This window comes from Vibrio sp. R78045 (genome assembly GCF_042466085.1).
GTDB classification, from domain to species: domain Bacteria; phylum Pseudomonadota; class Gammaproteobacteria; order Enterobacterales; family Vibrionaceae; genus Vibrio; species Vibrio cyclitrophicus.
The window spans coordinates 78,082-103,863 of sequence record NZ_JAXHBS010000012.1 but is presented as its reverse complement, the minus strand read 5'-3'; the positions used below and the strand labels follow the sequence as shown (position 1 = coordinate 103,863).

At 39.1% G+C, this 25,782-nt stretch carries 33 protein-coding genes; 7 read left to right on the top strand and 26 right to left on the bottom strand.

The window, feature by feature from the left end; translation table 11 throughout:
* Window positions 1-8: 8 nt before the first annotated feature.
* Window positions 9-530 (top strand): H-NS histone family protein, encoded by a 522-nt coding sequence (locus tag SJY39_RS10215; protein ID WP_229636324.1) that lies wholly within the window; start codon window positions 9-11, stop codon window positions 528-530.
* A gap of 26 nt (window positions 531-556) precedes the next feature.
* Here SJY39_RS10215 and SJY39_RS10210 read toward each other — a convergent pair whose 3' ends face one another.
* The 3 genes from SJY39_RS10210 to SJY39_RS10200 form a co-directional block, all read right to left on the bottom strand.
* On the bottom strand, window positions 557-1,639 hold the full coding sequence (locus SJY39_RS10210) for a tyrosine-type recombinase/integrase (RefSeq protein ID WP_229636323.1): 1,083 nt from the start codon (window positions 1,637-1,639) through the stop codon (window positions 557-559).
* A 310-nt stretch (window positions 1,640-1,949) separates the two neighbouring features.
* Window positions 1,950-2,441, bottom strand: a complete 492-nt coding sequence (locus tag SJY39_RS10205) for a hypothetical protein (RefSeq protein ID WP_229636322.1) — start codon at window positions 2,439-2,441, stop codon at window positions 1,950-1,952.
* 17 nt (window positions 2,442-2,458) lie between these two features.
* Window positions 2,459-4,669 (bottom strand): hypothetical protein, encoded by a 2,211-nt coding sequence (locus SJY39_RS10200; protein ID WP_229636321.1) that lies wholly within the window; start codon window positions 4,667-4,669, stop codon window positions 2,459-2,461.
* 461 nt (window positions 4,670-5,130) lie between these two features.
* Here SJY39_RS10200 and SJY39_RS10195 point away from each other — a divergent pair, with 461 nt between their 5' ends.
* A complete protein-coding gene (locus tag SJY39_RS10195) occupies window positions 5,131-5,925 on the top strand; it encodes a hypothetical protein (RefSeq protein WP_229636320.1) in 795 nt (264 codons plus the stop codon).
* A 33-nt stretch (window positions 5,926-5,958) separates the two neighbouring features.
* Here SJY39_RS10195 and SJY39_RS10190 read toward each other — a convergent pair whose 3' ends face one another.
* The 4 genes from SJY39_RS10190 to SJY39_RS10175 form a co-directional block, all read right to left on the bottom strand.
* A complete protein-coding gene (locus SJY39_RS10190) occupies window positions 5,959-6,489 on the bottom strand; it encodes a hypothetical protein (protein ID WP_229636319.1) in 531 nt (176 codons plus the stop codon).
* A gap of 198 nt (window positions 6,490-6,687) precedes the next feature.
* Window positions 6,688-6,945 (bottom strand): hypothetical protein, encoded by a 258-nt coding sequence (locus tag SJY39_RS10185; RefSeq protein WP_229636318.1) that lies wholly within the window; start codon window positions 6,943-6,945, stop codon window positions 6,688-6,690.
* A 16-nt stretch (window positions 6,946-6,961) separates the two neighbouring features.
* Window positions 6,962-8,983, bottom strand: coding sequence for a hypothetical protein (locus SJY39_RS10180; RefSeq protein ID WP_229636317.1), 2,022 nt, complete (start codon window positions 8,981-8,983; stop codon window positions 6,962-6,964).
* Window positions 8,984-9,081: 98 nt separating this feature from the next.
* Window positions 9,082-10,389, bottom strand: a complete 1,308-nt coding sequence (locus SJY39_RS10175; protein ID WP_229636316.1) for a site-specific integrase — start codon at window positions 10,387-10,389, stop codon at window positions 9,082-9,084.
* 224 nt (window positions 10,390-10,613) lie between these two features.
* Between SJY39_RS10175 and SJY39_RS10170 the strand changes: the two genes are divergently transcribed.
* The 3 genes from SJY39_RS10170 (at window position 10,614) to SJY39_RS10160 (ending at window position 12,124) form a co-directional block, all read left to right on the top strand.
* The gene (locus SJY39_RS10170; RefSeq protein ID WP_229636315.1) at window positions 10,614-11,009 is read left to right on the top strand and encodes a hypothetical protein; all 396 of its coding nucleotides are present in this window, start codon (window positions 10,614-10,616) and stop codon (window positions 11,007-11,009) included.
* Window positions 11,010-11,168: 159 nt separating this feature from the next.
* Entirely contained in the window at window positions 11,169-11,531 is a 363-nt protein-coding gene (locus SJY39_RS10165; RefSeq protein WP_390241924.1) for a hypothetical protein, read from the top strand.
* Window positions 11,531-12,124: a hypothetical protein gene (locus SJY39_RS10160; RefSeq protein ID WP_390241923.1), complete on the top strand. Its 594-nt coding sequence runs from the start codon at window positions 11,531-11,533 to the stop codon at window positions 12,122-12,124. Before SJY39_RS10165 ends, SJY39_RS10160 begins: the two co-directional genes overlap by 1 nt.
* 611 nt (window positions 12,125-12,735) lie before the next feature.
* Here the strand turns inward: SJY39_RS10160 and SJY39_RS10155 are convergent.
* From SJY39_RS10155 to SJY39_RS10145, 3 genes are all read right to left on the bottom strand, one after another.
* Window positions 12,736-13,389, bottom strand: coding sequence for a hypothetical protein (locus tag SJY39_RS10155; protein ID WP_229636314.1), 654 nt, complete (start codon window positions 13,387-13,389; stop codon window positions 12,736-12,738).
* A gap of 26 nt (window positions 13,390-13,415) precedes the next feature.
* Window positions 13,416-13,700 (bottom strand): 50S ribosomal L9 C-terminal domain-containing protein, encoded by a 285-nt coding sequence (locus SJY39_RS10150; protein ID WP_390241922.1) that lies wholly within the window; start codon window positions 13,698-13,700, stop codon window positions 13,416-13,418.
* Window positions 13,701-13,896: 196 nt separating this feature from the next.
* A complete protein-coding gene (locus tag SJY39_RS10145) occupies window positions 13,897-14,802 on the bottom strand; it encodes an EAL domain-containing protein (RefSeq protein ID WP_229636312.1) in 906 nt (301 codons plus the stop codon).
* 544 nt (window positions 14,803-15,346) lie between these two features.
* Here SJY39_RS10145 and SJY39_RS10140 point away from each other — a divergent pair.
* The gene (locus SJY39_RS10140) at window positions 15,347-15,919 is read left to right on the top strand and encodes a zinc ribbon domain-containing protein (RefSeq protein WP_102444075.1); all 573 of its coding nucleotides are present in this window, start codon (window positions 15,347-15,349) and stop codon (window positions 15,917-15,919) included.
* A gap of 5 nt (window positions 15,920-15,924) precedes the next feature.
* Window positions 15,925-16,182 (top strand): hypothetical protein, encoded by a 258-nt coding sequence (locus SJY39_RS10135; RefSeq protein WP_102444076.1) that lies wholly within the window; start codon window positions 15,925-15,927, stop codon window positions 16,180-16,182.
* 894 nt (window positions 16,183-17,076) lie between these two features.
* Here SJY39_RS10135 and SJY39_RS10130 read toward each other — a convergent pair.
* From SJY39_RS10130 to SJY39_RS10055, 16 genes are all read right to left on the bottom strand, one after another.
* On the bottom strand, window positions 17,077-17,796 hold the full coding sequence (locus tag SJY39_RS10130) for a hypothetical protein (protein ID WP_229636310.1): 720 nt from the start codon (window positions 17,794-17,796) through the stop codon (window positions 17,077-17,079).
* 261 nt (window positions 17,797-18,057) lie between these two features.
* Entirely contained in the window at window positions 18,058-18,336 is a 279-nt protein-coding gene (locus SJY39_RS10125; protein ID WP_229636308.1) for a hypothetical protein, read from the bottom strand.
* A 9-nt stretch (window positions 18,337-18,345) separates the two neighbouring features.
* Window positions 18,346-19,047, bottom strand: a complete 702-nt coding sequence (locus tag SJY39_RS10120; protein WP_229636307.1) for a hypothetical protein — start codon at window positions 19,045-19,047, stop codon at window positions 18,346-18,348.
* Between the two features lie 9 nt (window positions 19,048-19,056).
* Complete coding sequence (locus SJY39_RS10115; RefSeq protein ID WP_390241921.1) at window positions 19,057-19,329, bottom strand: hypothetical protein; 273 nt, start codon at window positions 19,327-19,329, stop codon at window positions 19,057-19,059.
* A gap of 11 nt (window positions 19,330-19,340) precedes the next feature.
* The gene (locus tag SJY39_RS10110; RefSeq protein ID WP_229636305.1) at window positions 19,341-19,679 is read right to left on the bottom strand and encodes a hypothetical protein; all 339 of its coding nucleotides are present in this window, start codon (window positions 19,677-19,679) and stop codon (window positions 19,341-19,343) included.
* Between the two features lie 2 nt (window positions 19,680-19,681).
* Window positions 19,682-19,888 carry a hypothetical protein gene (locus SJY39_RS10105; RefSeq protein WP_122053616.1) on the bottom strand — a complete coding sequence of 69 codons (207 nt, stop codon included), beginning with the start codon at window positions 19,886-19,888 and terminating at the stop codon, window positions 19,682-19,684.
* A 573-nt stretch (window positions 19,889-20,461) separates the two neighbouring features.
* The gene (locus SJY39_RS10100; RefSeq protein WP_229636304.1) at window positions 20,462-20,722 is read right to left on the bottom strand and encodes a hypothetical protein; all 261 of its coding nucleotides are present in this window, start codon (window positions 20,720-20,722) and stop codon (window positions 20,462-20,464) included.
* 13 nt (window positions 20,723-20,735) lie between these two features.
* Window positions 20,736-21,353: a hypothetical protein gene (locus tag SJY39_RS10095; protein WP_390241920.1), complete on the bottom strand. Its 618-nt coding sequence runs from the start codon at window positions 21,351-21,353 to the stop codon at window positions 20,736-20,738.
* Window positions 21,354-21,367: 14 nt separating this feature from the next.
* Window positions 21,368-21,541, bottom strand: a complete 174-nt coding sequence (locus SJY39_RS10090; protein WP_229636302.1) for a hypothetical protein — start codon at window positions 21,539-21,541, stop codon at window positions 21,368-21,370.
* A gap of 12 nt (window positions 21,542-21,553) precedes the next feature.
* The gene (locus SJY39_RS10085; RefSeq protein ID WP_102579934.1) at window positions 21,554-21,760 is read right to left on the bottom strand and encodes a hypothetical protein; all 207 of its coding nucleotides are present in this window, start codon (window positions 21,758-21,760) and stop codon (window positions 21,554-21,556) included.
* Between the two features lie 4 nt (window positions 21,761-21,764).
* A complete protein-coding gene (locus tag SJY39_RS10080) occupies window positions 21,765-21,995 on the bottom strand; it encodes a hypothetical protein (protein WP_390241919.1) in 231 nt (76 codons plus the stop codon).
* A 13-nt stretch (window positions 21,996-22,008) separates the two neighbouring features.
* Window positions 22,009-22,329, bottom strand: coding sequence for a hypothetical protein (locus SJY39_RS10075; protein WP_102579858.1), 321 nt, complete (start codon window positions 22,327-22,329; stop codon window positions 22,009-22,011).
* 72 nt (window positions 22,330-22,401) lie between these two features.
* Window positions 22,402-22,584, bottom strand: coding sequence for a hypothetical protein (locus SJY39_RS10070; RefSeq protein ID WP_102444086.1), 183 nt, complete (start codon window positions 22,582-22,584; stop codon window positions 22,402-22,404).
* 375 nt (window positions 22,585-22,959) lie between these two features.
* Complete coding sequence (locus tag SJY39_RS10065; protein ID WP_390241918.1) at window positions 22,960-23,133, bottom strand: hypothetical protein; 174 nt, start codon at window positions 23,131-23,133, stop codon at window positions 22,960-22,962.
* 225 nt (window positions 23,134-23,358) lie between these two features.
* Window positions 23,359-24,762 (bottom strand): hypothetical protein, encoded by a 1,404-nt coding sequence (locus SJY39_RS10060; protein ID WP_229636301.1) that lies wholly within the window; start codon window positions 24,760-24,762, stop codon window positions 23,359-23,361.
* Window positions 24,763-24,820: 58 nt separating this feature from the next.
* Window positions 24,821-25,528, bottom strand: a complete 708-nt coding sequence (locus SJY39_RS10055; RefSeq protein ID WP_229636300.1) for a hypothetical protein — start codon at window positions 25,526-25,528, stop codon at window positions 24,821-24,823.
* Window positions 25,529-25,782: the final 254 nt, after the last annotated feature.

Sequence of the window (25,782 nt, the reverse complement as noted above, 5' to 3'; positions counted from 1 at the left end):
GAACTCTAATGAATACTGACAATGACCATAAAAATCAAGAAGGTGACTTGAGCGACGTGTTAGGAACTAAAAGTATGACCACAGCAAAATCGAAACGCTCGTGTGCTGTAGTTAAAAAACAAGATGCGAGACTTGTTGGTGCGAGTCTAAGCAACCAATCAATTCGAATTGGTTTGGTTGAAGGGATTAAACCAGACCAATTCGATCTTATTCAAAAAGAGCTCATCGATCTTTTGGCTGCAAAAGGGGAGCAAATTGAATTAGAAAGGATGGAACGAGAGGAGTACGAAACAACATTAAGTTCAGTGGCGTCAACCGTTAGACAGCAAGCATTGGAACGTAATGTTGATGTCATTGACGTTCTGAAAACAATGACCACTCGAAGTAAGGTTTATATTTACCCTAATGAGGATGGCAGTAACGGCACTTATAAAGGAAAAGGTCCACAACCGCAGCGTTTAAAGGAACTGATCGACTCAGGACACTCTCTAGAAGATTACGAAGTATCACTTGACGGGTTTATGGAATGATAAAAGGTCGCGTAAAGCGACCTTTTTTACACTCTTGAATCGCTAGTTAATATTACAGCGTCGTTTGATTTATGGTACTTAGCCATAGCTCCCTTATAGACGCTTTCATTACGAGTATAATAAGCTGGCATTGCAGGCGAAGTCCATCTACCGGCTTTCATTATTTCATGAGTCGCAATATTCTTACGACCCAACTCTATACAACCACCAACACGGCATGAGTGCCCCATAAAGGGTACCTTAGAGCCAACAACATTACTCATTCTCTTTAAAGCTCGATAAACCCCTTGGTCAGACAAGCTCTCAGTTATAGTTCCAGACGTTTCGACACCCCGAAACAGGTAAGAGTTACCATCGCTTTCATTAATACCGAGCTTATCAATCATATAAGAAATAAGTCGAATGCTAAGAGCGCTTAAATATACATACTGACCTTCGCCATCCTGGTCTGTCTTAGAGTAAGGAATATAGAGCGTTCCATCCAACCTCTCGTTCACTCGATAGGACATTGGTATAGGGAGTTGTTGCTTATCTGGCTGCATGGAGCTATCGAGACGAAAAGAACGTTCTAATATATGCTCCAGTCTGATATCGGCTGCCTCAGAGCGGCGTAAGAGGCCATCAAACATAACGCTAACTAAACAAGCATCCCTTATAGAGCGTTCACTGCCTTCTTTCAAATACTCCTCAACAATAACTTTTACAGCTGAATACTCCAAAGCGGGTGATTGCTTTGGCTGCCGGTTCGACTTTCTCCTTAGCCCCTTAAGGTAAAGCTGAACTTCTTTATTTAAAGTTGGTTTGTAATAACCAGCAGCATCGTGGATTGTGTTAATCATAGTATTAGTTAACCTAAGAGTCGAAACTCCTATTTTTTTCTCATTAACTAAATATGAAGCTACCTTGCACATATTACTCGCTGATATAGGGAGCCAAGTAATGCCAAGGTGTTTACATGCTGACTCATACCTAGACAGTGCCGCCATATAGCTACGAAATGTGTTTGGAGCAGCATTGAGCTTAAACGCCTTAAACCATTTAGATAGCTTTGCAGCAGCAGTGATAGTGTCGATTCCTTGAGGGTTCGCTTCTTCAGCTTCTAGCTCCATGATTCTGTCATTAATTAGTAGCTCACCTGTACTATGAACTTCTTTCAAAGAGTTAGATTTGGTCAAATTCGTCAGCATCCGATACCTGTCTATTATTCCAGCATGTTGATATAACCAGTATAGGGCTATATTTAGCCACAGGCAATACGAGGGAGTATAAAAGGCGTCCGATAACTGCATGTATTTTGAGCAACTTGTTTACTCCAGTCAAAGCAACTAAACGATCAAGTTTTTATTCAAAAAGTGGAGAGCATAGTAGATTGTTGCTTAAAACAAAAAACTCGGCCATGGCCGAGTTTCTGTTGATAGGTTATAGACCTACTGTCTGTAAAGTGTCATCACAAAAATTCAATAACTGTGTTTTACCCTTGCGCTTCAACTTCATCATGACGTTCTGAATATTAGTTCTATCCACCTTGCCCCCAAAAGCATGAAAAGCCGGTGATTTGCAAAGCAGAGCAGATATTGACTGGAACGCTTCACTTTCAGTTGAATTGCTCGTTACCGTAATTGCTGGTGGTATGCCCACGAGAGTTACAGCGTAACAATGCGTTACCTTTAATAAGTTTGCATTATTAACTTCAAAAAGCACACATCCGTCATCCATATTGCATAGTGCCTCAAATGACGTCAATGGATAGCCTAAGCCTAGCGGAACAATAAATGTAGTTGATTTTGTGAAGCCCCATATAAATCTATCATGATTCATACGATTCATATGGGAGATGTCTTGCTCAATATCTTGCGCTGACGCTAACTTGGCAACTTTAGATAAAGAAGCCCAAGATCTAGTAATTTTCATAGTGTATTCCTTTTGGGTTAGAGTAATGAGAGTTGGTTCTCATCGATTTGTTCATTAGGGTTGAATCCAATGTCGGATACGGTTTTTCTTCGTTTTGGTTTTACGTTGATTGTTCCTTTACTAGAGTGCATTTCTAACTCAGAACTTGACTTAACATTTAGGTAACCGTTCGTTGCCTTTTTTAAAATCTGCTCAACCGAGTTATCAGAAGTAAGCCCGTTGAAATATAATGTTTGACCTCGTAGTGCTTGGTAGTGCCTATTTAAAAGTTGACCTTTAGGTAACTCTACAAGGCCTATTCTTAAAAGGCACTTGCATGCCTCGAGTGGGGTGGTATTTGGATTGCTTATGTAGTCCTTTATTAACGCAGTCGCAAATAGTTCATAATGCTCTATATTAAGTTTAAGCTGGTTACCATCAGTAACAGTGCCAAGAACATTAAGCTCTTGCCCTGAGTGAGGATCAAAGACTGGAGTAGTAATATTGGAGCAAACTGTTTCTTCGACCAAGAGACCGGAATCAATGGCCATATAGTATGCATCGATATCTTCATAGTCGGAGAAATCGTCATCATCTTCTCTGATATCTTGAGTTGGAGAATCCGTTGATAAACCAATGTCTTTAGGACGAAAATTATCATTGACAACAAATCTTCCCTGGTCCCAAAACTCTCCCTTCGGTGTCACCTGAAGATAGCGGTTTGAGATCCTCTTTGTTGGTGAACGCTTTAGTTCCTCAACGTCATCAAACAGCTCTAACTCTCCATGTTGATACACTGCATTCCAGGTTTGAGTGGCGCAGAAAATTTCACTGGCGTATCCATGAAGAGACCAAATGAAATCCAAATAGACCACAACTTCTTGAGTAATAAATTTAAATTGAGGTTTGCACATGCGATAGTTACGAGAACTCTCCGGTAACAAACCGGCATCAAACTTTCTTTTGTGATTTTTAGCCCTAATTTCTTCTAGGTAATCTGCGGAAATTAACCCATGCAGAATCCTTACAAGAAAACTATTGCTGTAAGTATCATGCTTTAGTTCTAGATAGCCATTTTCATACAGTGTACGACCAACACCACCTCTTAGGTTCCAATTATATTGTGAGTTAGCAAGAGCTTGCTGAACGCGATTTAAATGAGTCAAATATCCAAATTTTTCTTGGTTATTATCAATCATCTGTATAACACTTTTATCTTCACTTACTGCTGTGCAAAGAATACATCCCGAACGTGATGAACAAGCTCCACTAGACGTGTTAATTAACTCTTTGCCATCTGAATCATTAAAATCTTCAGCAACTGGAGCAGCAACAAGTTGGCAATCGCCACCAGAACCTTCACTGTAAAACTCAAATAAATCATCAAAGTTTTTAACAGCCGCAGGAATAATTGCTTGCTGGCCAGATTTCGTTAACACGGCCCACAATCTATCGACATCAAAGTTCATGATAGGATATAGAAAACCCTCACCATCTTTATTCCTTATGATTTTCTGATCATCACTTCCTAACACAGAAAGAGAAATATCTCTTTTGACTGACTCTCCGATACGAGAACCAATCAATGTTAGTAAGTTTGATTTGCGAAATTTTGCAGGATTACTAACAGCTAAGCTTTTAATCCATTTGTTAACGGCTATTTTCCCAGCTTGAATTTTCCAATCCACAGCACAATCTCGAGACTTAGCATTAACAAAAATTGGAATTCCACGCCCCGCTAAAACCTTACCAAACCAACTACTTTGTAAGGTTGGCGATGCGATGATGGGTGTTAGTGGTATCTGTTCATTCGAAGCAAATTGGACAACTTCTTGAATGTAATCCATTGCAAGATTATGAGCTTCAGGGTTTTCTATTAAGGTATCAGAGTGAAGTAAACCGCAAGGTTGAATAACATGAAGTAAACCTTCGCGTTTTAGCTCCATACAGGCAATGTTAAAAGCATGTAAAAGTAAGTTGCTATCTTTTCCACCACTAAACGCAATAACGATCGAGTGGCCATCAAGTAACTTTGCTTTTATGGAGTCAACAGCTCTGATGAGGAGTTCAGCTGCAGAAAGTGTCTCTTCTGTTAGTTTAAAATTTAGAAAGGTATCTTTTCTGATATCTTGACGCCAGGTATTCCATTTATCAACGATAGTTACATCTATGATGCTGCAGTGATTGGATAGTGATGAGTCTCCACCAAACAAATCTAGTGAGACGGGACCATGAATTCCTAGATCCATAATTGTTCCTTTTGGGGTGTGCGAAGATAAACTCGCTAGTTTTAGTTACTAAGGGTACATACGTACGATTGAAGGAAGGGTGCGCTCGTTGTGAGTAATGACAGAAGCACCAGAGTCATTATTTCTTATCATTGTAAATCAAAGAGAGGTTATCAGCAAAAAAATGTTCCATTAAATCTATAAGATTATCCTCCTATTTGACAGTTAAAATCATTTTGTTACAGCGTCACTACACTTTAAGCACCGACACTCAATGGTAGTTCTTATTTGTTCATCTTCATGATACATGAGAAAACCATTTTGTTACATCAAGGCGCAAAAGTCAGTTCAAAATGGTTATATGGTGTCTGATAATTATATTTATCAGACACCATATAACAACGTACTAGCATTATTTGTTCAAAATGGTATATTTAACACAATAAACACTTAATTGTTCGAATAATGTTTGCGGAGTCATTATGGCTAAAACAAAATTTGTAAATGCACCTGCTCAAGAACTCTTGCAGGTTAGTAAGTTCTTGCGTGACGTTTTGGATAACGAAGAGCTAAAGTTTGTTACGTTTCCTAAGTTAGCTAATTGTAGAAAGGATCAATTAGCGACAACCAAAAGTTTATATTTAAATACCCTTAATGAAATAATTAATTTCAATGAACATCAATTATCGCAGGGCAAAATTGAAGGTGTTTACAATCGCCAACTAAGTCATTTTTACAATCACGAAGTAAACTCAAAATCTATTACTCCATTTAGAATGGGAAGATCTACGGGATTAAACCCTTACAGTATGGGGCGTGATGAAATATCACTTTTATGTGATTTAATAATCCAGTCTATTAATAATCACGGTACCAAAAAATTAATTTCAAAAAATGTTGTGACTGCAATTAAAAATTGGACGATATCTGATATCACTGACCGATTTGATAGGAAAGATAGTGATCTTGAATATAATGTTTCTCTGATTTGGTTTTTCTTTTTATCTAGCGATACTAGGCGCTCTCTTCGCAGATCATTCAAGCCAACCCCAAAGACTATCCAAGTTCCAAAGTTGCTTTTAGATCGTATTGAGATGGGCGTATTGGAGGGTCATTTACTATCAATCACAGATTCAATCAGTAAGTTAGAAGATAATGAAACTAATGAAATCTCCATATCCGCCAACTCCTATAAACAATTGAAAGACCATGCTAATAAGTTTGGTATATCTAACGTAAATGATTACATACGTTTAATTTCCGTTTTCAAATCATAAAAAATGCCGCTCATCATGATGAGCGGCATTTTTTTAGTTAATATATTCAATTATTGAATTTTTAATGTCCTTAAACTCTTTTGTGGCACCGAGTTTCATGACAACTTTATTGTTTGATACTGTTCCTACAAGTATTAAATCTGAAGATAATACTAATGCATGCCTGTAACTTTTGGTCAGAGCTAAAGCAAGTTGGCCATGTTCAAGTTCTTCAATATGCATCAAAGTACCATAAACAACCTTTCGAGATATTGATTGCTGATGGCTCTCATCGATTGCTAAATATTGACCAACTGAGTATGAGTCCTTATAGTGCATGTGGACATTTGCCACTCGATAAAGACTAACTTTTTTAGGTAAGTGAGTTGACTGTTTTACCGTTGATTTAAGCTTCTGCTTTCGGTGTTCCTGGTTATTGCTGATCGCAGTATTGATTTTGTCTTTTTTTACAGCGCTCAATTTTGCAATTTTGGTTGAGAGAGCTTTTGATTCTTGTGGGGTGCTATTCGCTTGTTGATGGGTATTATTTGTTGATGGCCATTGGGTAAGGGCTGGATTTTGCATAATATGTATCCTTTTGGGGTTTTAGCATTTGCTATAGTGCGACTAATCGCTGATTTAAAATGGGCACCTCAAGATGAGTTAGAGTTTATGTGCCGATACTCTAATTTGAATTTCAGTCTAGCATTTGATTCTATACCATGCAAGACCAGTTAGATTGATGTAAAAAATGGCGCATCATATGGTGCGCCATTAGTCTATCTAAATGAATTCAGCTTCGTAATCGTTAACAAAATTTGATAATCGTTTTCTAAAGGTCAGTGCATTATAAACCAAGACTGACAACAAGCTGAAAATAATTGCTTTTACTAACGGTGACCCAACAAAGAAGAATAGATCAATTATGATTACATCTGCTGAGAATAGGCTATTCATACCTAAGTACGCTACAGGCGTGATTACAACAAACTGTAACGCTGCAACTATACAAAGTGAAATATATGATAATTTCTTTTCCATAAGTTTTACCTGCCTGTTAATTAAATTTGAAAGAAGCTAAGCTTGGGATGGGATAGTCTGCCATACCCTTCGCCTTTATCGTTACAACAGTCAAAGTCACGCCGATAGCTTCAAAAAACAGCTCCCATGTGAAATCATTAACCTTTGATACAGTGCTGATTTTTGACTTAGCCAACAAGCTTCTTGAAGCTTGGTATGATTTAGCTAAACCTTGCTTTCTAAAGGTGTTCCATAAAGCTGGTTCAATCCCACTATTTCGTTTAATCACAAATGAAAAGTCATCATTTTTAATTAAAAATAGCTTCTGCTTTGAAAGCAGTATATCGGTTGCAATACGCTTTCTGTTAACTAAAAGCACATGGTCAGTGTTTGGAATTGCAAGCTCCATAAAGCCATCATCTACAATGGAAGGTGTTAGTGCCGACTCTAGTTCTAAAATCGCCTCAACTAAATAGTCACCGCTTTTAGCCTTTGCCATCTGAACAGCTTTTTTCATTAAGTGGCTCGGAACTTCTATAGAAACATCACCAACTCGTACATTGAAGTCGCTTCGTATCGATTCAGTAAAATTGACCTCTAAGACGTCACCAATAACATTGTTCGTATACTTACGAGCTAAGTGGACAACAACTTTAGATTCAGTAAAATAAATTGGCCTCTTAGACTTATACGCTGATGTATCTACAAAGCCAGTGTCTGGATCTATCTTTAAAGTTACTTCTCCTGATGTAAGTTGATTAACCTTTTCTTGAGTCAATTCAACGCTAGAGGGCAACCCAAAAGAACGCTTAAAGTTATCAGCTACAATTCCGCGCTTTGGCAATCTGAATTTTCCGAGGCGAGTTGTGATCGTGTAGTAATTTGATGAAGCAGGAACGACCTCAACAACTAAGTACTCTGATTCAGTTTGAATTACTTTTAAGCCAAGACTTCCAAGTATAAACTCAGTCCTACCAGATTCTTTGATTGGAGCTTTCTCAAAAGCCCGTTCTAGTAATGCTACTAATTCTTTACTATTAGCTTCAAGTTTAAGTGATTCACTTAATTTTTTAAGTGATCGCTTTGTGATACGAATCTTTCCAATGGATGATTCATACGCTCTGCGCCATTTAGGTTCAGTATGCTGGCCAATTCCTAAGAGTTGCTCACTGTTAATGAGCTGACCTTCTGAATCAAACTGCAAATCAAACTCTAGGTCTTCGAATTTCAGAAGTAATGTATCACCATTGCCTGGGTACCATTTAGCGCCCAATTTCTTAAAGGTACCTCGTATAACATTCATTGAATAATCGCTAACTAAGTTAGCATCATTCAACTCGACGATATTAAAGAAAGAACACCATTCGTCATACGTTAAGAAAACTCTTTCATCTAAGTACTTTACTTCTGCTGATGTATACAGGTTAGTCGCAGAGAACGAATAAACTATAATTGGTAGCCTCTTAGGACCCGTATTGAAGTCAACGAGAAAGGCTAGGTGCCCACATTGAAAGTAACGAGTTTTCTTTATCTCATCGGCTCGAGAAGTCCACTCAGCTGTATGCTCACCTAAATATCGTGTAAGGTCATCGAACGAAGCTAAAGAATGAATTAAGTCTTTAGCGTTATTTAGGGCATTAAGAGATATCTGGAATAAACCACAAGTTGTTAACGCAACATGTTGCCTTTCAGGCCGAGATATATCTAGTGTATTTGTACCCAAACGAAGTAGTTCAACTTTTGAGTCTCTGAATGATTCATTGGTAATAAATTTAGCTTCAAGCTGTAACTCTTCAGTTAAGGCGTTGGTTTCGGACTCAACAAATTCGGTTAAATCTTCGGCATTTTCGGTTTCAACGATAGTATTAGGCTTTATTATCTGCTTTGTTATTAACGTTTCCAAAAATAGAAGCTCTGCGGTTTGTTGCCCCGATAAGAAGCCTTTAGCTTTAATTGATTCGATATTTGATTTGTATTGTATATTTCCCACAAGACCTTTAACAAAAATGGTTCGTGATGCAGGATCTACTTCGGATAATAACAAGATGTTATCGGACATATTCTTTTCCTTTTGGGGTAACGTTTAAAGTAAAATATAAAGGATACGCAAACGAGAGTCAACCACTTTGTGCGCCAGTTACCTTTTTGTGCGCAAAGTTAAATGCTGCTTTTTCCAACGCTATCCATAAACCTTTCAAGTGTGTCTCTACTAATGTAGATGTTAGTAACTTGTGTTGACCCATGGCCAGCATCCCTGGATACAAATTCAATCCTACGCCCTCGAACATCTAAATCGTGTGTAATACCTGTATGCCTGAGAGAATGTACAACAGCACTCCTAACAAATTCAGCATCAGAAAACTTCCCTTCATCAAAAAGTTTATCGGCTGTGGTTGCATATACGTGCTTAACTATATTATAAACAGCGTCTATTCCAATTGGTTCATCGACAAGACCTTTTGATCGGCCATTGTTTGCTGCGACATGCCTAGGAAATAATGGAGTCATCTCATCACGCGTAGGAAGGGCTGGTAAGCCTCGATGAATTCGATACCGCTTCAATCCTTCAAGAACTGGTACTGGAACGCCTATGCTTCTCTTTTTTCCACCTTTACTGTTAGGGATGTGAAATATCCATAAGTCAGGATTTTTAGGGTGTCTGAAAAAATGCCCCATAAACGGTGCGAAGCCAGGGCGATAAGAAACTTCGCTAATCCTTAGATACATCCAATATAGCATTAGCATGACCATACGCGTCCTTTCATGACGATCAGGGTCTTGTTTAGCCAGCATCTCCGTTACTTCCCAAATAGCATCCCACTGCTCAACAGTAAAAGCTCTTCCTATATCGTCGACACTGAATAAACCATTAGAATGGTCCTGATTTCCACTTTGAAGTTTGATTTTTTTCTTAGCCTGCTTAGCTGGATTAGTACAATCATACTCTTCCTCAATCAGATGGTCGTACAGAGAAGATAGAACTGCTAGTTGAGTTTCAATAGCTGCTGGCTTGCGAACGTACACCTCAGACTGAGTAACAAACGGTCGCCATTTAGGGTTTACTTGACCCTCCGCTGTGAACCATTTATGAGACGCTGAGGCAATTAAAGAAGCAGGAGGATTACCACAGAATGCGAGAAACTCTATAATGTCTACCTTCTTCATGGAAGTTATAAGTTTCTTCTTGATGAACCATGACCAGTTCAGAAACTTATTTAATTCAGAGCGATAACTTTTAAAGCTATTAGTTTTCGCTACGCCCGAATGGGAGCTTGCGACAATGGTTGTGTATAAGAAATTACAACACTCTTCGTACTCTACTAGGACATCTGATAAGCCAGTTCGCCGTGATAGAGTGATCAATACCTTACCGATGCATGGAAGGGGCGCTTTAATTGTATTCTGACAGCCAAACAGAGGAATAAAGGTATTGTCATCTATACTAGTCGCGGATGAAAAAAGCATAATGTTAAACCTTTTTTTGTTAGCAAGGCATGGAATGTTACCATGTAACGGTGAAATCTTGACACAAAATTAAAACTTTCTTAAATTCTTTTGCAAGAAAGTTATGTAAGATGTCTTAGCTTATCCTATTGTTTACATTGAGATCTCTAAATTTCTCATAACTACAAGATATCTATGTCTAACAATTCTTAAACGTATTTGGGGGCCTTAAATAGGCTATGTATATGATGTTGAAACCTATCATTGAAAGTCAGGCGATGAGCCATGTGCCTGATGTATCAGCACAATTTCTATCCGCCATGTCAACCTTAAAAAACGGTTCTTGGTATTTTGTAAAAGGTGAGGGCGGTATAAGCTCTCTTGGGCGATGGCAAAAAGAGGATTACAAGTTTTACTCTAATAGAAACGCTGAGCTTCCATTAGTTATGGTAACGGAAATCTTACCAGTTGATCCCACAACATTCGTATCAAGCCGTGATTTCCCCCTAACATCACAATCGGTTAAGTATCCAAAGATAATCATACGAGTTACTGAAGATGAGTTTGTTCTTATGGATTCAGATTTACTTGTTGATAATTTAACATTTGGAGAGTTTGATTACTCTTTTCCACAGCATTAACGATTGTTGTTTCTTTCAGTACTGGTTTATACTTATTTTTGATTATTAAGTTACACTGGTGCTGAAAGTAACAGCTATTGCCGCACCTCCTCTCCCTTTCTTGTACGCCTGTACACCTGTAACTTTTATCAACCTCACTCACCCATAAAGGATATAATCATGTACCAATTAGTTGGCTACAACTCAAGTCTGTACAAATCATATGAACAAGCACTCACGAACAGCGATGCCATAACTTCTTTAGACACTATAGATGAGCTTAACCTTGAGCAATTTATAGCCTCAAAAGTAGAAGATATTAACTCAATGATATTGACATTCGCCTCCAACTTTACCCTAGGCATTACTCATCGAGTTTATGGTTTTATTGAGCTAAATTATTTGGTTTCACTAAGTAAATCATATGGCGATCATTTAACCGGCCATTTGTTCTGGGTGCATGGCAAAGTACCTTGCAAAGTAACCGTTGAACGAGTAGCTACCCAGTTACACTGTATTAAACTTACAGGGCAGGGCGAGTAATGATAGCTTTAAAGCACGAAATGCAAATTCACTCGAATACTAGCGCTCCTTCTTTCGATGAGCTTGATAGGGACTTTCGTATTTCAGCTCGAACCTCAATAGCTAGAAAAAAACCTTGCGCACCTCTACAGATACTTTTGTTAGACGGGCATCTCAGCGGTTCAGTATTAAATTTTGGTAAAGGTAAATACGATACAGACTCAAATGCAATCAGAGAGCAGACTTCATGTGTCGACTATGACTATACCTATCATCAAATTGAGCTCCTAAATGCAAGTTTCAATTGTGTTGTGGCTTTTTATGTACAAAATACATTACCGCCACGAAGTCGAGAGGTAGTTTGGTCTAGATTAGCCTCACTTGTGCGAACAGATGGGATTGTCTTTGTTGCCGTGCGCAGTAACAAAGATAAAGGCATCAAAGGAATACCTTTTCTGGATGGGTACATTTCATCAATAGGCACGTATCAAGTCGGTTATACTTTGGAAAAATTAATTTCCGAAGGGCAACGTCACTTTAAGCATGTTGATAAATTGAGAAATAAATCTGGTTTTTATTTAATACGGTGTAGTCATACTCCTTTCCCTGAATAAATTGCCAACCCGTACAAGCCCAATTGTACGTATAATAATTTGATATAGACCTTTCTATTCTACCAACAAAAAAATCCACTCTCTTCGAGTGGATTTTTTATTTTAACAAGTACGAGTTTCATAGTTTTATACCAGATATAACAGACGCCATATTTCAGTGATGTGTTATTTGTTTAGGCTACTTAACTTGTGGGATTAAAACTTTTGGTTTTATGTCAATACACTTCTTTTTGTATCTATCATTATTAGGGTTTGGTTTAATTCCAAATTTGGCACACGATTGGTTACATATACCAAAATTATCTTTACAGTATGAGCACATAATAAAAACCTTAAACTGAGTTGTATTTTAACGAAGGAGCTTTTCAGCTGAGGAGAGAGGGACACGGCACAAAGTGCTGTTGCTTTACGTGTCAATGCAACTAATACCCTATCACTCTAGTTTAGTCAGCTTAAGATTTCAACTATCTCAAATTGCGATCTTACATTTGCTAAGATTTTGGATTATCTATCGCTGCATTGTGAGTCCTAATTGACATAAACCTAAGCAGTTATCAGACACCTGTTACGGATTAAAAAACGACACATTTCTGTGTCGTCTTTGAATATCATTAGTCAACATAAGCTACTTTGAAAGAAGCTGAATAAACATCTCTCCATTTGCGACTCACCTTAAACTCTTCAAACGAAAAGGTTGGTTCGTATCCCTTACTTGATGCTAAATCAGCAATCTTCAAAGCTTGAAACATCATAAACGCAAGGGCCAGGTCTGCTCGTTCCTTGGTTTTAAATGTATACTCCAATAGACCAGTATTCGCATCGCATCTTTTGGTTTTGATGAACTCTTCGTCGCATGGTTTCATATATTTATCTATGATGTTTAATAGTTTTTTGGAGGATTCACTATATGCAAAAATGTAGTTGCTATGCGCATCAACCGACCAAGTATGTTTCGGGTTTGGATCTGGCATCGTTCCACCAGCTCCGTTATCTACTAATGGCACGTAAGTTCGAATGTTCTTATAACCTAACTTCTCCATTTCAAAATATATAGCATCACGGTGCGCCTCACTCTCAGCGTACACATGCAAGCCATACCCTGAACCACTCGCCTCTTCCCAGCCAAATAGTTTTTTAAGCTCTATAGCATGGATTTCGTCAGTTGATTTTATGAGTTGCTCACATTCGTGTTCTGAAATATCTGTCGGAATTTCGAGTGCTATGTTTGAAAGATGTTTTATAAGAGATTTGTAGTTATTTATCATGTTTTTTCCTTTTGGGGGGGGGCTATTTAGTTAATTTCAATGATTTCATGCTGTGCTAATGGAAACCCATGAGCGTTACCACCAAATCTTGCAATTAACATAGACTTTTTATTTGCGATTCTTGCTGGAGCGGATTTGCAAGCTTCCTCTATATCTTTTGTTGTTACATAGCCGTAGTACTTACCATCATCTGACACTCTCACTTCAATTTCTTTACCTGAAAAGAGCTCTCGAATAAGATTTACTATGTAATTAACATGATGATATCGACGAACCTTAACGTTCATTTTATAACGTTTACTAGAAGTCATAGTTGTGGTTTCCTTTTGGGGTAGTAGTGACTATTCACTTAGAGGGATAAGGGCGTACATTGGTCATGCTATTGCTCTCAACGCCGATGCAATATGTTTACTTACTAATATTATATGTTTTGTTGGCGCTAATCAAAAAAAACTCCAGGTGTCTAAGTCTGGAGTTGCCAATGGGCCAATACAGTATCAAATTCAGTTATAAATATCTTAGTTCTATTATTGTGTCTTCTTGCTGTCTTAATGTATGAGTTTGATTTCTCCCAATAAAGTCAAACAGCGCCTTCTTATCCATGGGCCTTCCAAAGTAATAACCTTGTAAATAATCACAACCATACTTAGTTAGTAAAATTGCTTGCTCTTGCGTTTCAATTCCTTCAGCGACTACTCGTATTCCTAGTTTTTTAGCAAAATTCACAACATGTCTAATTGCGAGACTGTGGCGCTCCGAGGAGTGTACTTTTGAACAGAAGGCTCGATCTAATTTCAACTCGTCGAAGGACGCCCCTACAAGTCGACCCAGCGAAGAGTACCCGCTCCCGTAATCATCCATAGAGATGTTTAGCGACTTACACCCTCTCAAGCTTTCAATTACTTCGGCAAGCATCTCATTAGAGCCCTCTTGAAGCTCTGTAATTTCGAAAGTCACTAAAGAACCGACTTTTTCAGCGATCGAATTGCAAGTTAAAGCTCTTTTTGCAAACCGGTTATCAAACAGATCTTCAACATTCACATTTATTGAGATTTCCAGTAACAGTTCATTCTCATGCCAATCAACGAGGTCTCTCATCGCAATTTTATGAACAATGTTAAACAAAGAGTATGAATACCCCAACTTTACCAACCCTTCTAGGAATCTGTCTGGGGTTAAAAAACCGAGTTTGGGATGATCCCAGCGCACTAAAGATTCAACAGCAGACAATTGTGAGGTTTTGGTATCAAATTTAGGTTGGTACAAAACAATAAATTCTGATGCATTTAATTCACCCTGCTTTAAGTGCTCAAACAGAGTTAAACACCGGCTGCAAGCTACCTTCCCTTGTATTGTCTGACTATCCAATATCTGACTTTTTTGATTACAGATCGAGCAGTGCGTACCTTGCATACCGTTGCCTTTCCTTTGCGTTTTTTAGCACTTTATACCAATACTCAATTGAACACTTCTTACGCCGCACAAATATACCCCCCCTTCTCCGTCACAGTGTAATGATGAACCAAGCTCTTGAGCGTTCATGAAAAATGATATTTCCACGATGAATTGAAGTGACGAAATAATCCCTAATTAGCTCAAATCACAACCACTCAGAACCTTCGCCCTCCACACTGTTTAAATATACAGCATCATGATTGAATGTTAACTTTAATGAATCGCGTTTCTGCTGGCATTACAGGCTTTGAAAACCCTTGCAACCTTCTGCATGTTCGAAAGTAACAGCTTACAACGAGTCGTATATATCTACTGATCGCTGATAATTTATTGTGGATGCTTCATTAAACAAATTTAATGCTGTATATTTTAGATTCACAACCTGACGACCTTGATGCTTTCCAGTTGTCACAGCTTTTTGCTGGCATCACTCACTTACTATTCCACCAATGGTGGAACCTCAATTTGTGGCCATTCACAAAATACCCAATAGGAATATACTATGATTAATTCTACCATTCTGGGAACGCACTTCTCGTTTCTAGAAACCACAACTCTTGCAACCTGCTCTATTCCGCTACTTCAAGCGAAAGACAATAAATTTTGCCCCTACTGCGGTAGTCCGATGACTAACCAATTATGCCCTCAAGCTGAAATTGGCCACTGCGAACATGCAACCCATATAGCACCACCCCCACCTAAATCTATGACTGATCTTGTGAAGGAAGATATTGCTCAACTTGATAAGGTAATGAAGCAAGTTAAAGAACAAATGCAACAACTTCGCAAAATTAAAGAATACTGCATGGAAGGTGAGCACCCTGCCTTACTTGAGCTCTTTCGTTCTGAATCTCATGGTGGTCCATATGCTATGGACCCTTATCGTGAAATGAGTGAATACTTGAAAGAACAAGGCAAAATACCCGAAGATGACAGTTTTTTTTATCATCACCTCAATGATAGTGATAGCGTGGAGCGTCTAATTGAGTATGGACTATCGTTAGAGCTAGCTAAAAAGCAACTTCCGATTTTTCTGAGAAAGTTCGATGATCGACTTTGTCATCATATGAGGTAGATAGGATGAACAATTCAAATGGTAAACTGGCTGAAGTTGAAGAAAATTTAAAAAGTGCCTATGGTTGGACTTGTGTTAATTTTAATTTTTTTGATAAGAAATATATAACAAGAGACCTTGAAACTTGCACACCAGCTGAGGCAGCTAAGCTACATCATGACCGCGCTCAATTGATTGCAGCATCGGTGCGTGCGGAGTTCCAGGCCAAACATAGTGCAATGAGCCCAAGTGGTGCTAGGGCATACTCAGATAACTGGAACTAAGAAACAGAACGTTTTTCACTTCATTAAAACAATTAGAGAGCTAACTGGTGTTAGCTCTCTTTTTTATACTTGGAAGTAAATAATTGCCACCATTGCTGATTACGAAGCTAATTACCACTAGACATCACGTCTTCCAGCGTTTTACCGCTTACAGCTAACATAAGTTTCGCAATAAACATTAGCCAGGAGGTGGCTATGGAAAGCCATAATATAATTGAAATCATCAAGTCAAGTATCTTTGACTCGTGTGCCACATGCCCCATGTAAATAGACGTTATTGTGCAGGCAACGATTAGCAAAAGTAATAACTCTAACAAACCTTTTGTGCGCATGTTACTGACCTCCCTTAGATTTTAATTGATTCCGACTTCGTAGCTGTTTTTTTCATTAATTTGACTTCATCCTTGTCGAATCGTTCAAGGGTTACTAACTAGCCTTTATTCTCTGTTGAGCAAAGTTCGCCTTTATCAAGCGTACCCCTGAATACGCTTTGTAAAAACGACTAAACCCCTAACTCAATAAGACAGATGAACGGAGCGAATGGATACTCCTCTGTAATACGTTTTTACAACGCTCAAAGCTTCAGCTCTTTCCCGTTCTGATACTTTTATGGGGGGTAATGAAATATACTCTTTTGCTACTTGCAACTTTTCTATGTCGCAATCACTCATCTGATGATAATGAGCAATAACGAACGAAGATTTTTTCAGACTACTACATGGCTTCAATGACATTTTTCTCTGATTTAATACCTACGTTTAGATTTGACTAAAAACGTGTCAAATCGCTTCTTCTGAATAGCTGAGCTAACTGCGAAGTGGCGCTCTCGATGCAACCAACGTCAAACAGGTTGTTATAATTAGCTTTTTCATAACCATCTATATTTTCCCATCGTTAAACCGACTTAATATTTTTACGGCGCTTTATTGCTTCAACTTCTCGATTGTAAGCCTCCAAAGGCTCTAGCAAGTCAGCATAACGCTTTTCAACTTTGACATACTCATCATGGTTCATTAGAGCCATAAGCTGCGACACAGCCTCTTTAATTGGTACTTTCACAACCCAAGAGTCATCTTCAAACGAAAACTTCCACGCTCTTTTAAAGCAGTCTTCAAAAGCTTTGAGGGCCTTGTCTCTCATACTCCATACATGGCGCTGCCTTAAAACGTTATCACTTTCCAAATAGTGATCATCGATCCTATCGTTTATGTCTAGCTCCCAACGTTCAGGATATAAAGCCGAACCAGTAAAGTGTGCGACCGTCACAAACAAGCAAAACTGCTCTCGGGTAAAAGTATCAGGGTTGGGATTAAGCGAATCTAGCACCCTAATAGCATGTTTTTTAGATACCTGATTGATGTTCGCTAGCTCTTGCGCTTTCCGCTTTTCAATACGAGCTTTTTTTTCTTTAATTTCTACAAATTTTAACTTTGCATCACTCAAAGCCTTTGCAGCAACCTTCATCGCTTCAATTTCCGCAAGTTCAAACAACTCTCTTGAGAATGGGTCTTCCACCACTTCTTTTAGCAATCCATTAGATAGCTTAGTTAGAGCTGTTTGCTTTTTGCGGGTTCGCTCGGATGACCAATATTTCGTAAAATCCAAATCTGGCATACCTCTTTTACCTTCAGTTAGTAAATTTCTTTGATTAACAGGATTCTGAACCAATCGGCAGATTCAAAACCCGTCCATCCAGAACGCCAATGGCGTCTTGCTTGCAGTCTATTAACACACAACAGCGAAACGCCCATTCTTCTACAAGAGGTGAGAAAGGTATCTCTGAACGTCCACCATTCACAGCAGCCGTGATAGACGTTATCTAGTCTTTTTTCAACGTTTTGAGGATGATCGTAGACATTCATATTTCCTCCTACCTTATTGATACCATGGCGCTTTGGTTACTAATTGAGTCATTTGTTCCGCTTCATTCGCGGATAGTATTAATCGCGCATCACCATGAATGAATACAACACAACCGCCATCATTGACTAATTCTCCTTTGGAACTTTTACCATTTTTGATTAGACCAATTGCATCTTTAGGATTTATCCCAACACTCCAACCACCAGTTATACCAATCAACAAACCTTCTTCATGTAGATCAATAAACAAGTGATCTTCGTGTTGTATTCTTGAAAATTTTATTTGAGTCACGTTTTCCCCCTATGCATCATTAGCTTCACGTTGAAGCCGGTTGATTCTGTTTTTAGCCGTATTGCGCTGTAGATGAATTGGCCTTGGTGATGCCTCTATCTTTTCCAGTTCTTTGAGATAGTCAGCGACTTCGATTTTCTGAGCCTGGTTTGATAGAGTTTCGTTTTCTTTCTTTAGGCGATTGTTTTCACGCTTGATGTTGTTGAGTTCTTCTGCATCCCCAATTCGTGAACAGAGGCGAATTAAAACATTCATTTCACGTTCAACATCGACTTCAAATAATGATGCCTCAAATAAATCTCTGCGGTTCCCGCAATGCAGCGTTGACGGATAGCCAACTATGCACTTTGTGCCTCCGCGATTAGTCACTTCGACTAACCCCCATCCTTGAGGCAATTCATCAGGCTTAATAAGCCCTTGTGGAGCAACATAGAATCTATGTTGACCAACACCTAAAACTTTCCCGTTTCGGTGAGGCTTTTTCGCATCTGCTAGAAAGTCACTTCGACTAACTTTAACCTCACAAACTACTGAGCCGCCTAAGTGTTCGGTATGCGCTCTAAATCCAATAGCATCAGGAATTTCGCCAGTATAGCCAGTGGGGAACTCTGAGACTGCAACGTGACAGCCAGTACCGCCTTGCCCATGTGGTTTTTTAAGCCATTTCACGGCCTTTTCGACAATCTCTTGGTGTGTCCATTGCTTGCTCATAATTTCCCCCTAAGATTGGTCTTTTAGTGATTTGACTTTTTTGGTCAGCCAACCCGCACCACAGCACCAGTCGCGATTACCTTCTGGTCTGCAACCGCACTTTTCTACAAGCCCTGCTGCCGTTCCCACTAAAAGAGCACCGTGAGAATCTTTTTCATACCAAGCTTGAGAAGCCATTTGCATGACACGACCAAAACCTAAGAACTCGCATTGCTTAATAACATCTTTTTCAGCTAATTTGATCGCATTTGAAAGCGGTGCTTTACCTTTACCTGTAACCATGCCAATTTCCCTTACGATTTCAAATTAGTGAATTGATCTATCGTTACTACAGCTTTTTGCCAGTCATTCGCTACCACTTCTTGACCATTCGACAAGTAGTAATCAATTGATACTTGAGCGCCTAAGCCAATAAGTGGTATCAAACCAGTATCCGGTTTTGCCGCTTGTCGTGCTGCCATAACATCATCAACAGAAGCGCTCCACCAAAGCAATGCACCATCGCACTCTTGAGTAACGCAAGTTGCACCTGTTGGCCACGTAAAATTGCCAAGTTTCACCATACTTAGAAGAGAAACCTCCACGCTTGGAACAAACAATGGTTCATCCAAGTTAATCAAAATATCAGGCATATCTATTCCCCCTGTTTATCTAACTTCTCAGCCATTGCATATAATTTAGCTGCCACTTTCTTGTTTTCTTGTTCCATGATTTCAGCTTCTTCCTCGGTCAAACCGATTTCTTCATTATCAGCACCACCACTAAAGTAATCATTAATCATGCTTGCAGCAGTGGTGAGGCTCATAATACGCATGCGCCTTCTTGTGTCGCCTAGAGCCATACTTTCCCTCTTAATTACGATTTATCGAGAAGTTGAAAATATTCTTGCCTAAGCTCGTTCAAGGGGCTGACTTTCGCAAATTCAAAGAAGCAAAACATCAAGAGAGCACCTAGACACATCATTGCTAAATCACGAAGTTTAAAGTTACTCATTCACTAACCTTTATGTGATGTTAAAAGTCCAAACCCAACCACTATTGCAAACGCAATAACAATCCCAAAAGGCGACACTGCAAAGGCGGTGTACCAATCTGGCAACACTCCTAACTGTATAGTGCTCGTATCCATGATTACTCTTTATATCCTTATCTGGAATAACACTGGAACAGTAGGCTAGGCCAACGTTCCGTAGGTTTTTCAGAAAAATGTTAATTGTATTATTACTACTGTAATCTACTCTGGAAAAGCCCTAAATCGCTTAGCGTTTTCCAGAAGAGACTAGCGCACTTTCGTTTACTCAAATTGCTGATAAGCAAAGCAAACGCCGCCTTACTTACAACAATTTCCAGACTTACTAGATCTACACAGTGGATTTTCCAGTGGTCGATCTAAAGGGTGCATGATTTTCCCCTTGTTACCCTGCTGTTGACTCTACAGGTTGATTAAACGTCAAATCCTCGTCAAAACTTGCATCACAAGCGTCAACGGCCTTGCAAAAATCAGCATTATGTTTTGTGTTTTGATAGTTAAGAATTTCATCTAGCTTACTAGCGTCGTAGGCATGAATTTGTCTATCCCCGACTGTGAAAAAAGCAACACGGTCACTAGGACATTCATCGAGAACAGCTTGAACTTTCTTGAGCCATTTCTTTTCTGCTGCGGTTAGCTTTGACATGTGAATTTTCCCTCTAAGAATGGTTGTGGTACTTAGCGTAGTGATTATTGACATTACCTAGCCCGTTCGTACTTCCTACAAACAATCGTAAGGTATTCATCATGCTTTCCAAGTCGCTTGGTTTCCATTGCGCAAATCTAACATCTGCGTCCTCGTAGACACCTGAACCATCACGTATTGAGTGCATTTCCAATTCAATAGTATTTTCTTCTCTGATGCCCGTCGAGCAGCCATAATGAGCGATAAGAATTGCAGCCACCGTAAAGTTATTAGGACTAATGGCTTCTTCATCATGTTCTAGAGTGAGAATTTGTTCTCCTTTCAAAAGGATGTAACGACAAACATCGCGCATATCCTCTATAGGTAGAAAAGACTCAACGTAAACGGATTGATCACCATAGTCATAGTGAGCAAAAATTCGATACATGTATGACATTTTTAATTGCCTAATTACACGCCTTGCGAAGTTCTGCATTGCCAATGTGCCAACCATAATTTCTATACTTTGCTTTTCATCACCATAGTTAACTATTGCAGGGATCAAGCTATCGATTGAACCGTCATAATCACTAGCTAAGTCTCTTGAAATAAATTCTTTCGCATAATTATCTAGAATGTCGTTTGCATCCATACTTTCAATTCCCTCTATCCCTTTAAACACTCAAAGAAGTCCATGATTTGTTGTTCTTCACACATTTTCTGACGTTCTGCATTTTGCGCTTTGGTATAAATATCGAACGACATATAAAATGCTGCGCTTGATAAAACTAACGAAAAAGACAAAACAAAAGCGATGATGAGTTGTATTGATTTCGGCATTTTTCCCTCTACTTAGATGTATTTCGATTTATCTGTTTGAGCTAACGTTTTTTCTGATAGCTCTAGAATGTCGTCAATATACTTCTCAGCGTGTTCGCTAACACCAATATCTTTTAAGAACTTGAGAGCAATTGAAGCATTAGCAAGTTGCTGAGTAAGAAGCCCAACGTCTGATTTAAGACTCTCTACTTGTTTAGGTAGAGATATTCCTTTAGCCACAAGATCACCCTTTATTTTCGACTGAAATTAGTTCATAGGCGATTCCAGACTGTTCAAAAAAATCTAGTAGTTTTTGAAAGTGCTTACGGTTTTTGTAAGCCTTTGCATTATCGAAAGAAGTAGTAATTGAGCAATTCGTACCGCATCGTTTGATTGCGGTAACGTATGACCTGTCTAGCCCCTCTTCACTGTTACGAACCGAAAGCCTCTGTGTTATTTCAATAACCCATGCCATAACCTTGCCCCTACTAGTTAATGAGCTCGTCATTGAGAACACCACTAAGGCGTTCTTTCAGTGCCTCGGTTTTGGCTTTCTTTTGAGTTGCTTGATAAACAGCATCAAGGGCATTCTGTACAGGACAATTAGCGCTAGTGTGCTCACCAACATCGATGTTGAGTAGCGTACCAACATCACTAGCTAATTCTGTTGCTCGCTCTTCCCAACGGTCACGGGCATCAATAGTGCTTTCTAACTCACTGTCAGATATCAGCGAAAATTTACCTGTATTACCACGAACCCATGAAGCAATATCAGCTTCACTCATTTTTGCTAATTGATGTAGATCCATCGACTTTCCCTTCTAGTTTAGTTATCTTGCTAATCGATACACAACAATAGTACGCGATGCGTACCATTCCAACTAATTAATTAACCTTTCTACTGCTGATTTTGCGAGGTCGGGCATAGTTCTGTAATCCTTTGAATCTTCAGGCATTCGATAGGTTTTTAATGCTCTTGGTTTAATACCTGATTGCTTGGCTAATTCGTCCCAAGTAACACCTAGCTTAGCTTTGGTGTTGTTGAGGAATTCCTTTTGAGTCATGTATTTTTACTCATCTTATTGGTACTCATTGCGCACCACCATAACGCTGATACTGCCGCTTTTTCAAGTTGTTATCTCGTGCACCAATAATTCAACACTATCTACTGCTTCGTAGGTCTTTACAGTGCCGTCATGCGCCGCTCTATGTTTTGCTTTGAGTGAGTATGGAAACCCTTTAACACTGAGGATAAAAGAGCTTGAAGCGTTTAATCCTTGACGCTCTTCTCTAAGCGACACCCCTGTTTTCGCTCTAATCTGTGGTCTATATAAGCTTGTAGTAGCTTTCTAGTGCGCTCCGACAACCAATAGGCCTTGGGCTTGCATCCTTTCGTTATCGCAGCTCTCAAAGCAATCTCGCTTCGAATTTCGCCACGCTTAGTTACGATCAGAAACTGCAACCTTTGACAGTTCAGTAACTCGTAGGCCGCTGAGAGATAGAGCTATACTCGCGGCTTTCTGGTGAGGACTGGACATTAACCTGATTCGGCTAAATACCTTGGTTACTTGGTGAGAGGTAAGAATATTTGCTTGCGCTTTGGCCTGGATCATGTGTGCCGTTCCTATTGAGAATGGGAAAATACACACATTCAGCACTTGGCTGTGTTGAAGTACATTTACACCTTTTGGGGCTTGTGTTTAGAAGAAAACGATTGGTTATGTAATGGCTAAGTACAAAGTATTCTTAAATAGCAACTGACTTTATACTTATATTTTATATAAAAAAACCAGCTCATTGAGCTGGTTTTTGATTTAAAGAACAGGTTATTTTCCCATTTAATTTGTTTGAGTTAATACACCAGATTCAGGTATCGAAAAGGCTTCGAGTAAATCGCTAGTGACAACACCTTTGAAGTTTACTTCTAATGTCTTTTCAAGCTGCCTCCAATTGTGGATAGCAATTGGCGCATATTGGGTTCCAAAACAAGCATACACATCATTCCAATCAACTGATTTTGAGTTTTCCGGAATATCGAAGTCAGGATAAACTACGATAGCAACAACCCCCATGCTTAAAAGTTTATCTTGCAGCTTGAAAGCCGAAGATAATCCATTACCCCCCTCGCTCGGGTGATTAGTGCTAGGCGTATCGAAGTCAGCCAATATGAAAACTAACTTTACCCCGTTTTGAGGAAGCCATGCCTCCATACTATTAGCATCGCCAGCCATATCCACCGGTAATCCTTCGAAAAAGTTAACGATCATACCAACTTCTTGACCTTCACATACTGCCTGAATCAAATTTGGCTTAAAGGGTCTAATTGCTCGCCCTTCATTGTTCATTCTATTCATAGCAGGTGACTTAACTTTTGATGGTGCTTCATGCGTAGTACCATTAATAGTTACAGTAGGATTAATTGTGTTACCTTTTTCGTCGATAAAAATAGCATGTACATTTAATAGCTCATTATCAATGTTAGTGATTTTCGATACAATTGCAGACCAATATCCGTAATCAATTTTGTTGATTACTAAATGATACTTCTCCGTGTAGCGGATATGTGAAAGGGTTTGTTTACCAAGATCTTCTGCAGTAGGTATACCACGAGAAGAATAGTAAAGACGTGCGGGTTTTGCGTTTGGGTGATGGATTGGTATGCAAGTTTTGAAGAGTTTAGTTAACTCACTCTTTAGAAACTTATTAACCCGTATATCTTTTTCGTATAAAGCTTTTTCTCGCTCAATCCTCTTGGCTGTTGCTTCTTGCTCTTGCTTCTTAGCCTTCCTGCGCATTTCTGCGTATTCAGCCTCTGTTAAAGCTGCATCCAAGCGAGGTTCATTTAATACGTATCCCCAGGTCCAATTCATGGCGTTCATTATCATTTTACGCACTTCTGAATATTCACCTTCTTTGCCTAGATGCCAGCAAAGTAACTGTAGACCAACAAAAGTGCCGCACGAATTACACACACCCACTGGTTTTTCAGGGAATGGGCATTTTCCGTGTTTTGATGATTGTTTTATTATTCTAAAATTAGTGCTTGTTTTACCATCATGCCTAGGGCATCCAACATGCTTGTAACCACCTCTGTAGCTTTCAAGAGCCTCGTTACAGCCAAGGGCTTGGAAAATCATTTCCCATCGACCTGTACAGCACTTATCAAACTCCTCGATAAATTGCTCTTTTGTATGGCTCTCAAACCACTCTGAGATGGTCATTTTTTCTAAAGTTGCAGTCATTGTTTATTCCTTGTGTGGTAGTTGTAGTGCCATATCAAGCACCTTCAACGGTCGAGATTTAAGCCGCCTGTTTATTACAATTGGCTTTAACTTTATACAAAGCTTCTTTATAGCAATCTAAGTATTGATAATTTAAAATATTCCCTTCTGATGCAACAGTTCCTACTGGAAAGCCCATTGCAATAGCCATCTTTAGTCTGATAGAACGAGGTGACTGTCCACATTCAATTGCTACTTTATCGATAGCAAGTTTTAACTGTCCACGCTCAAACCTTATTTCTCTACTTGCTGGTATCCCTGCTGGCCACTTATCACCTGAAAATGCACGTACTGAGTAGTCGCAATCATTGCAGTAATAGACATGCTTTGGCTTCCGCCCCGCATGGTGACTAGCAGTTAATAGGCAAAACTTGCCGCAACTAGGGCACTGAACTGGTAGCGCTTCTGAAGCTTCACTATTAAGTCCATCGCGTATATTTAGCATCATAGATGCAATTTGAATGGATTGAACAGCCTCATGTGGTAGTCCGTACTTTCTTGACTCAGCAACATCCACTAATGAGGTTGGTAAGTCGTGAAAATTACCGACTTTTGTTGCGGTTAATACAAAAAATTCATATGCCAAAGTTACGTAAGAATCTAAGTCAACTTCCGTTAATTTAGATGCCTGCAAGTGTTGAATTAATACAGAACGTATCAGTTGAAAGTGTTTAATTGATTGTTTTTTTTCTCGTTGTGCCCGAGAAAGCCGTGAAGTTGATTTCATGGAAGTTCCTTAAGGGAAAAGTATGTAAGTGGCAAAGATGCCTAGATGGGAAAGGACGCGCCTATAACGGAGTAACTTTTAAGCGTCAGAGTTACTTTTAACTATTTAAGCATATCTATCTTTTCTCGATCTCTCAACCTTATTAGCAACAAAATCTCTTATGACAAATCAATTTATTTTAACGCCGCATAACTTTCCGATTATACGCGGCAGGTTTATAGCATTCTTGTTCTATTCTGCCCCAAAGCCCACTT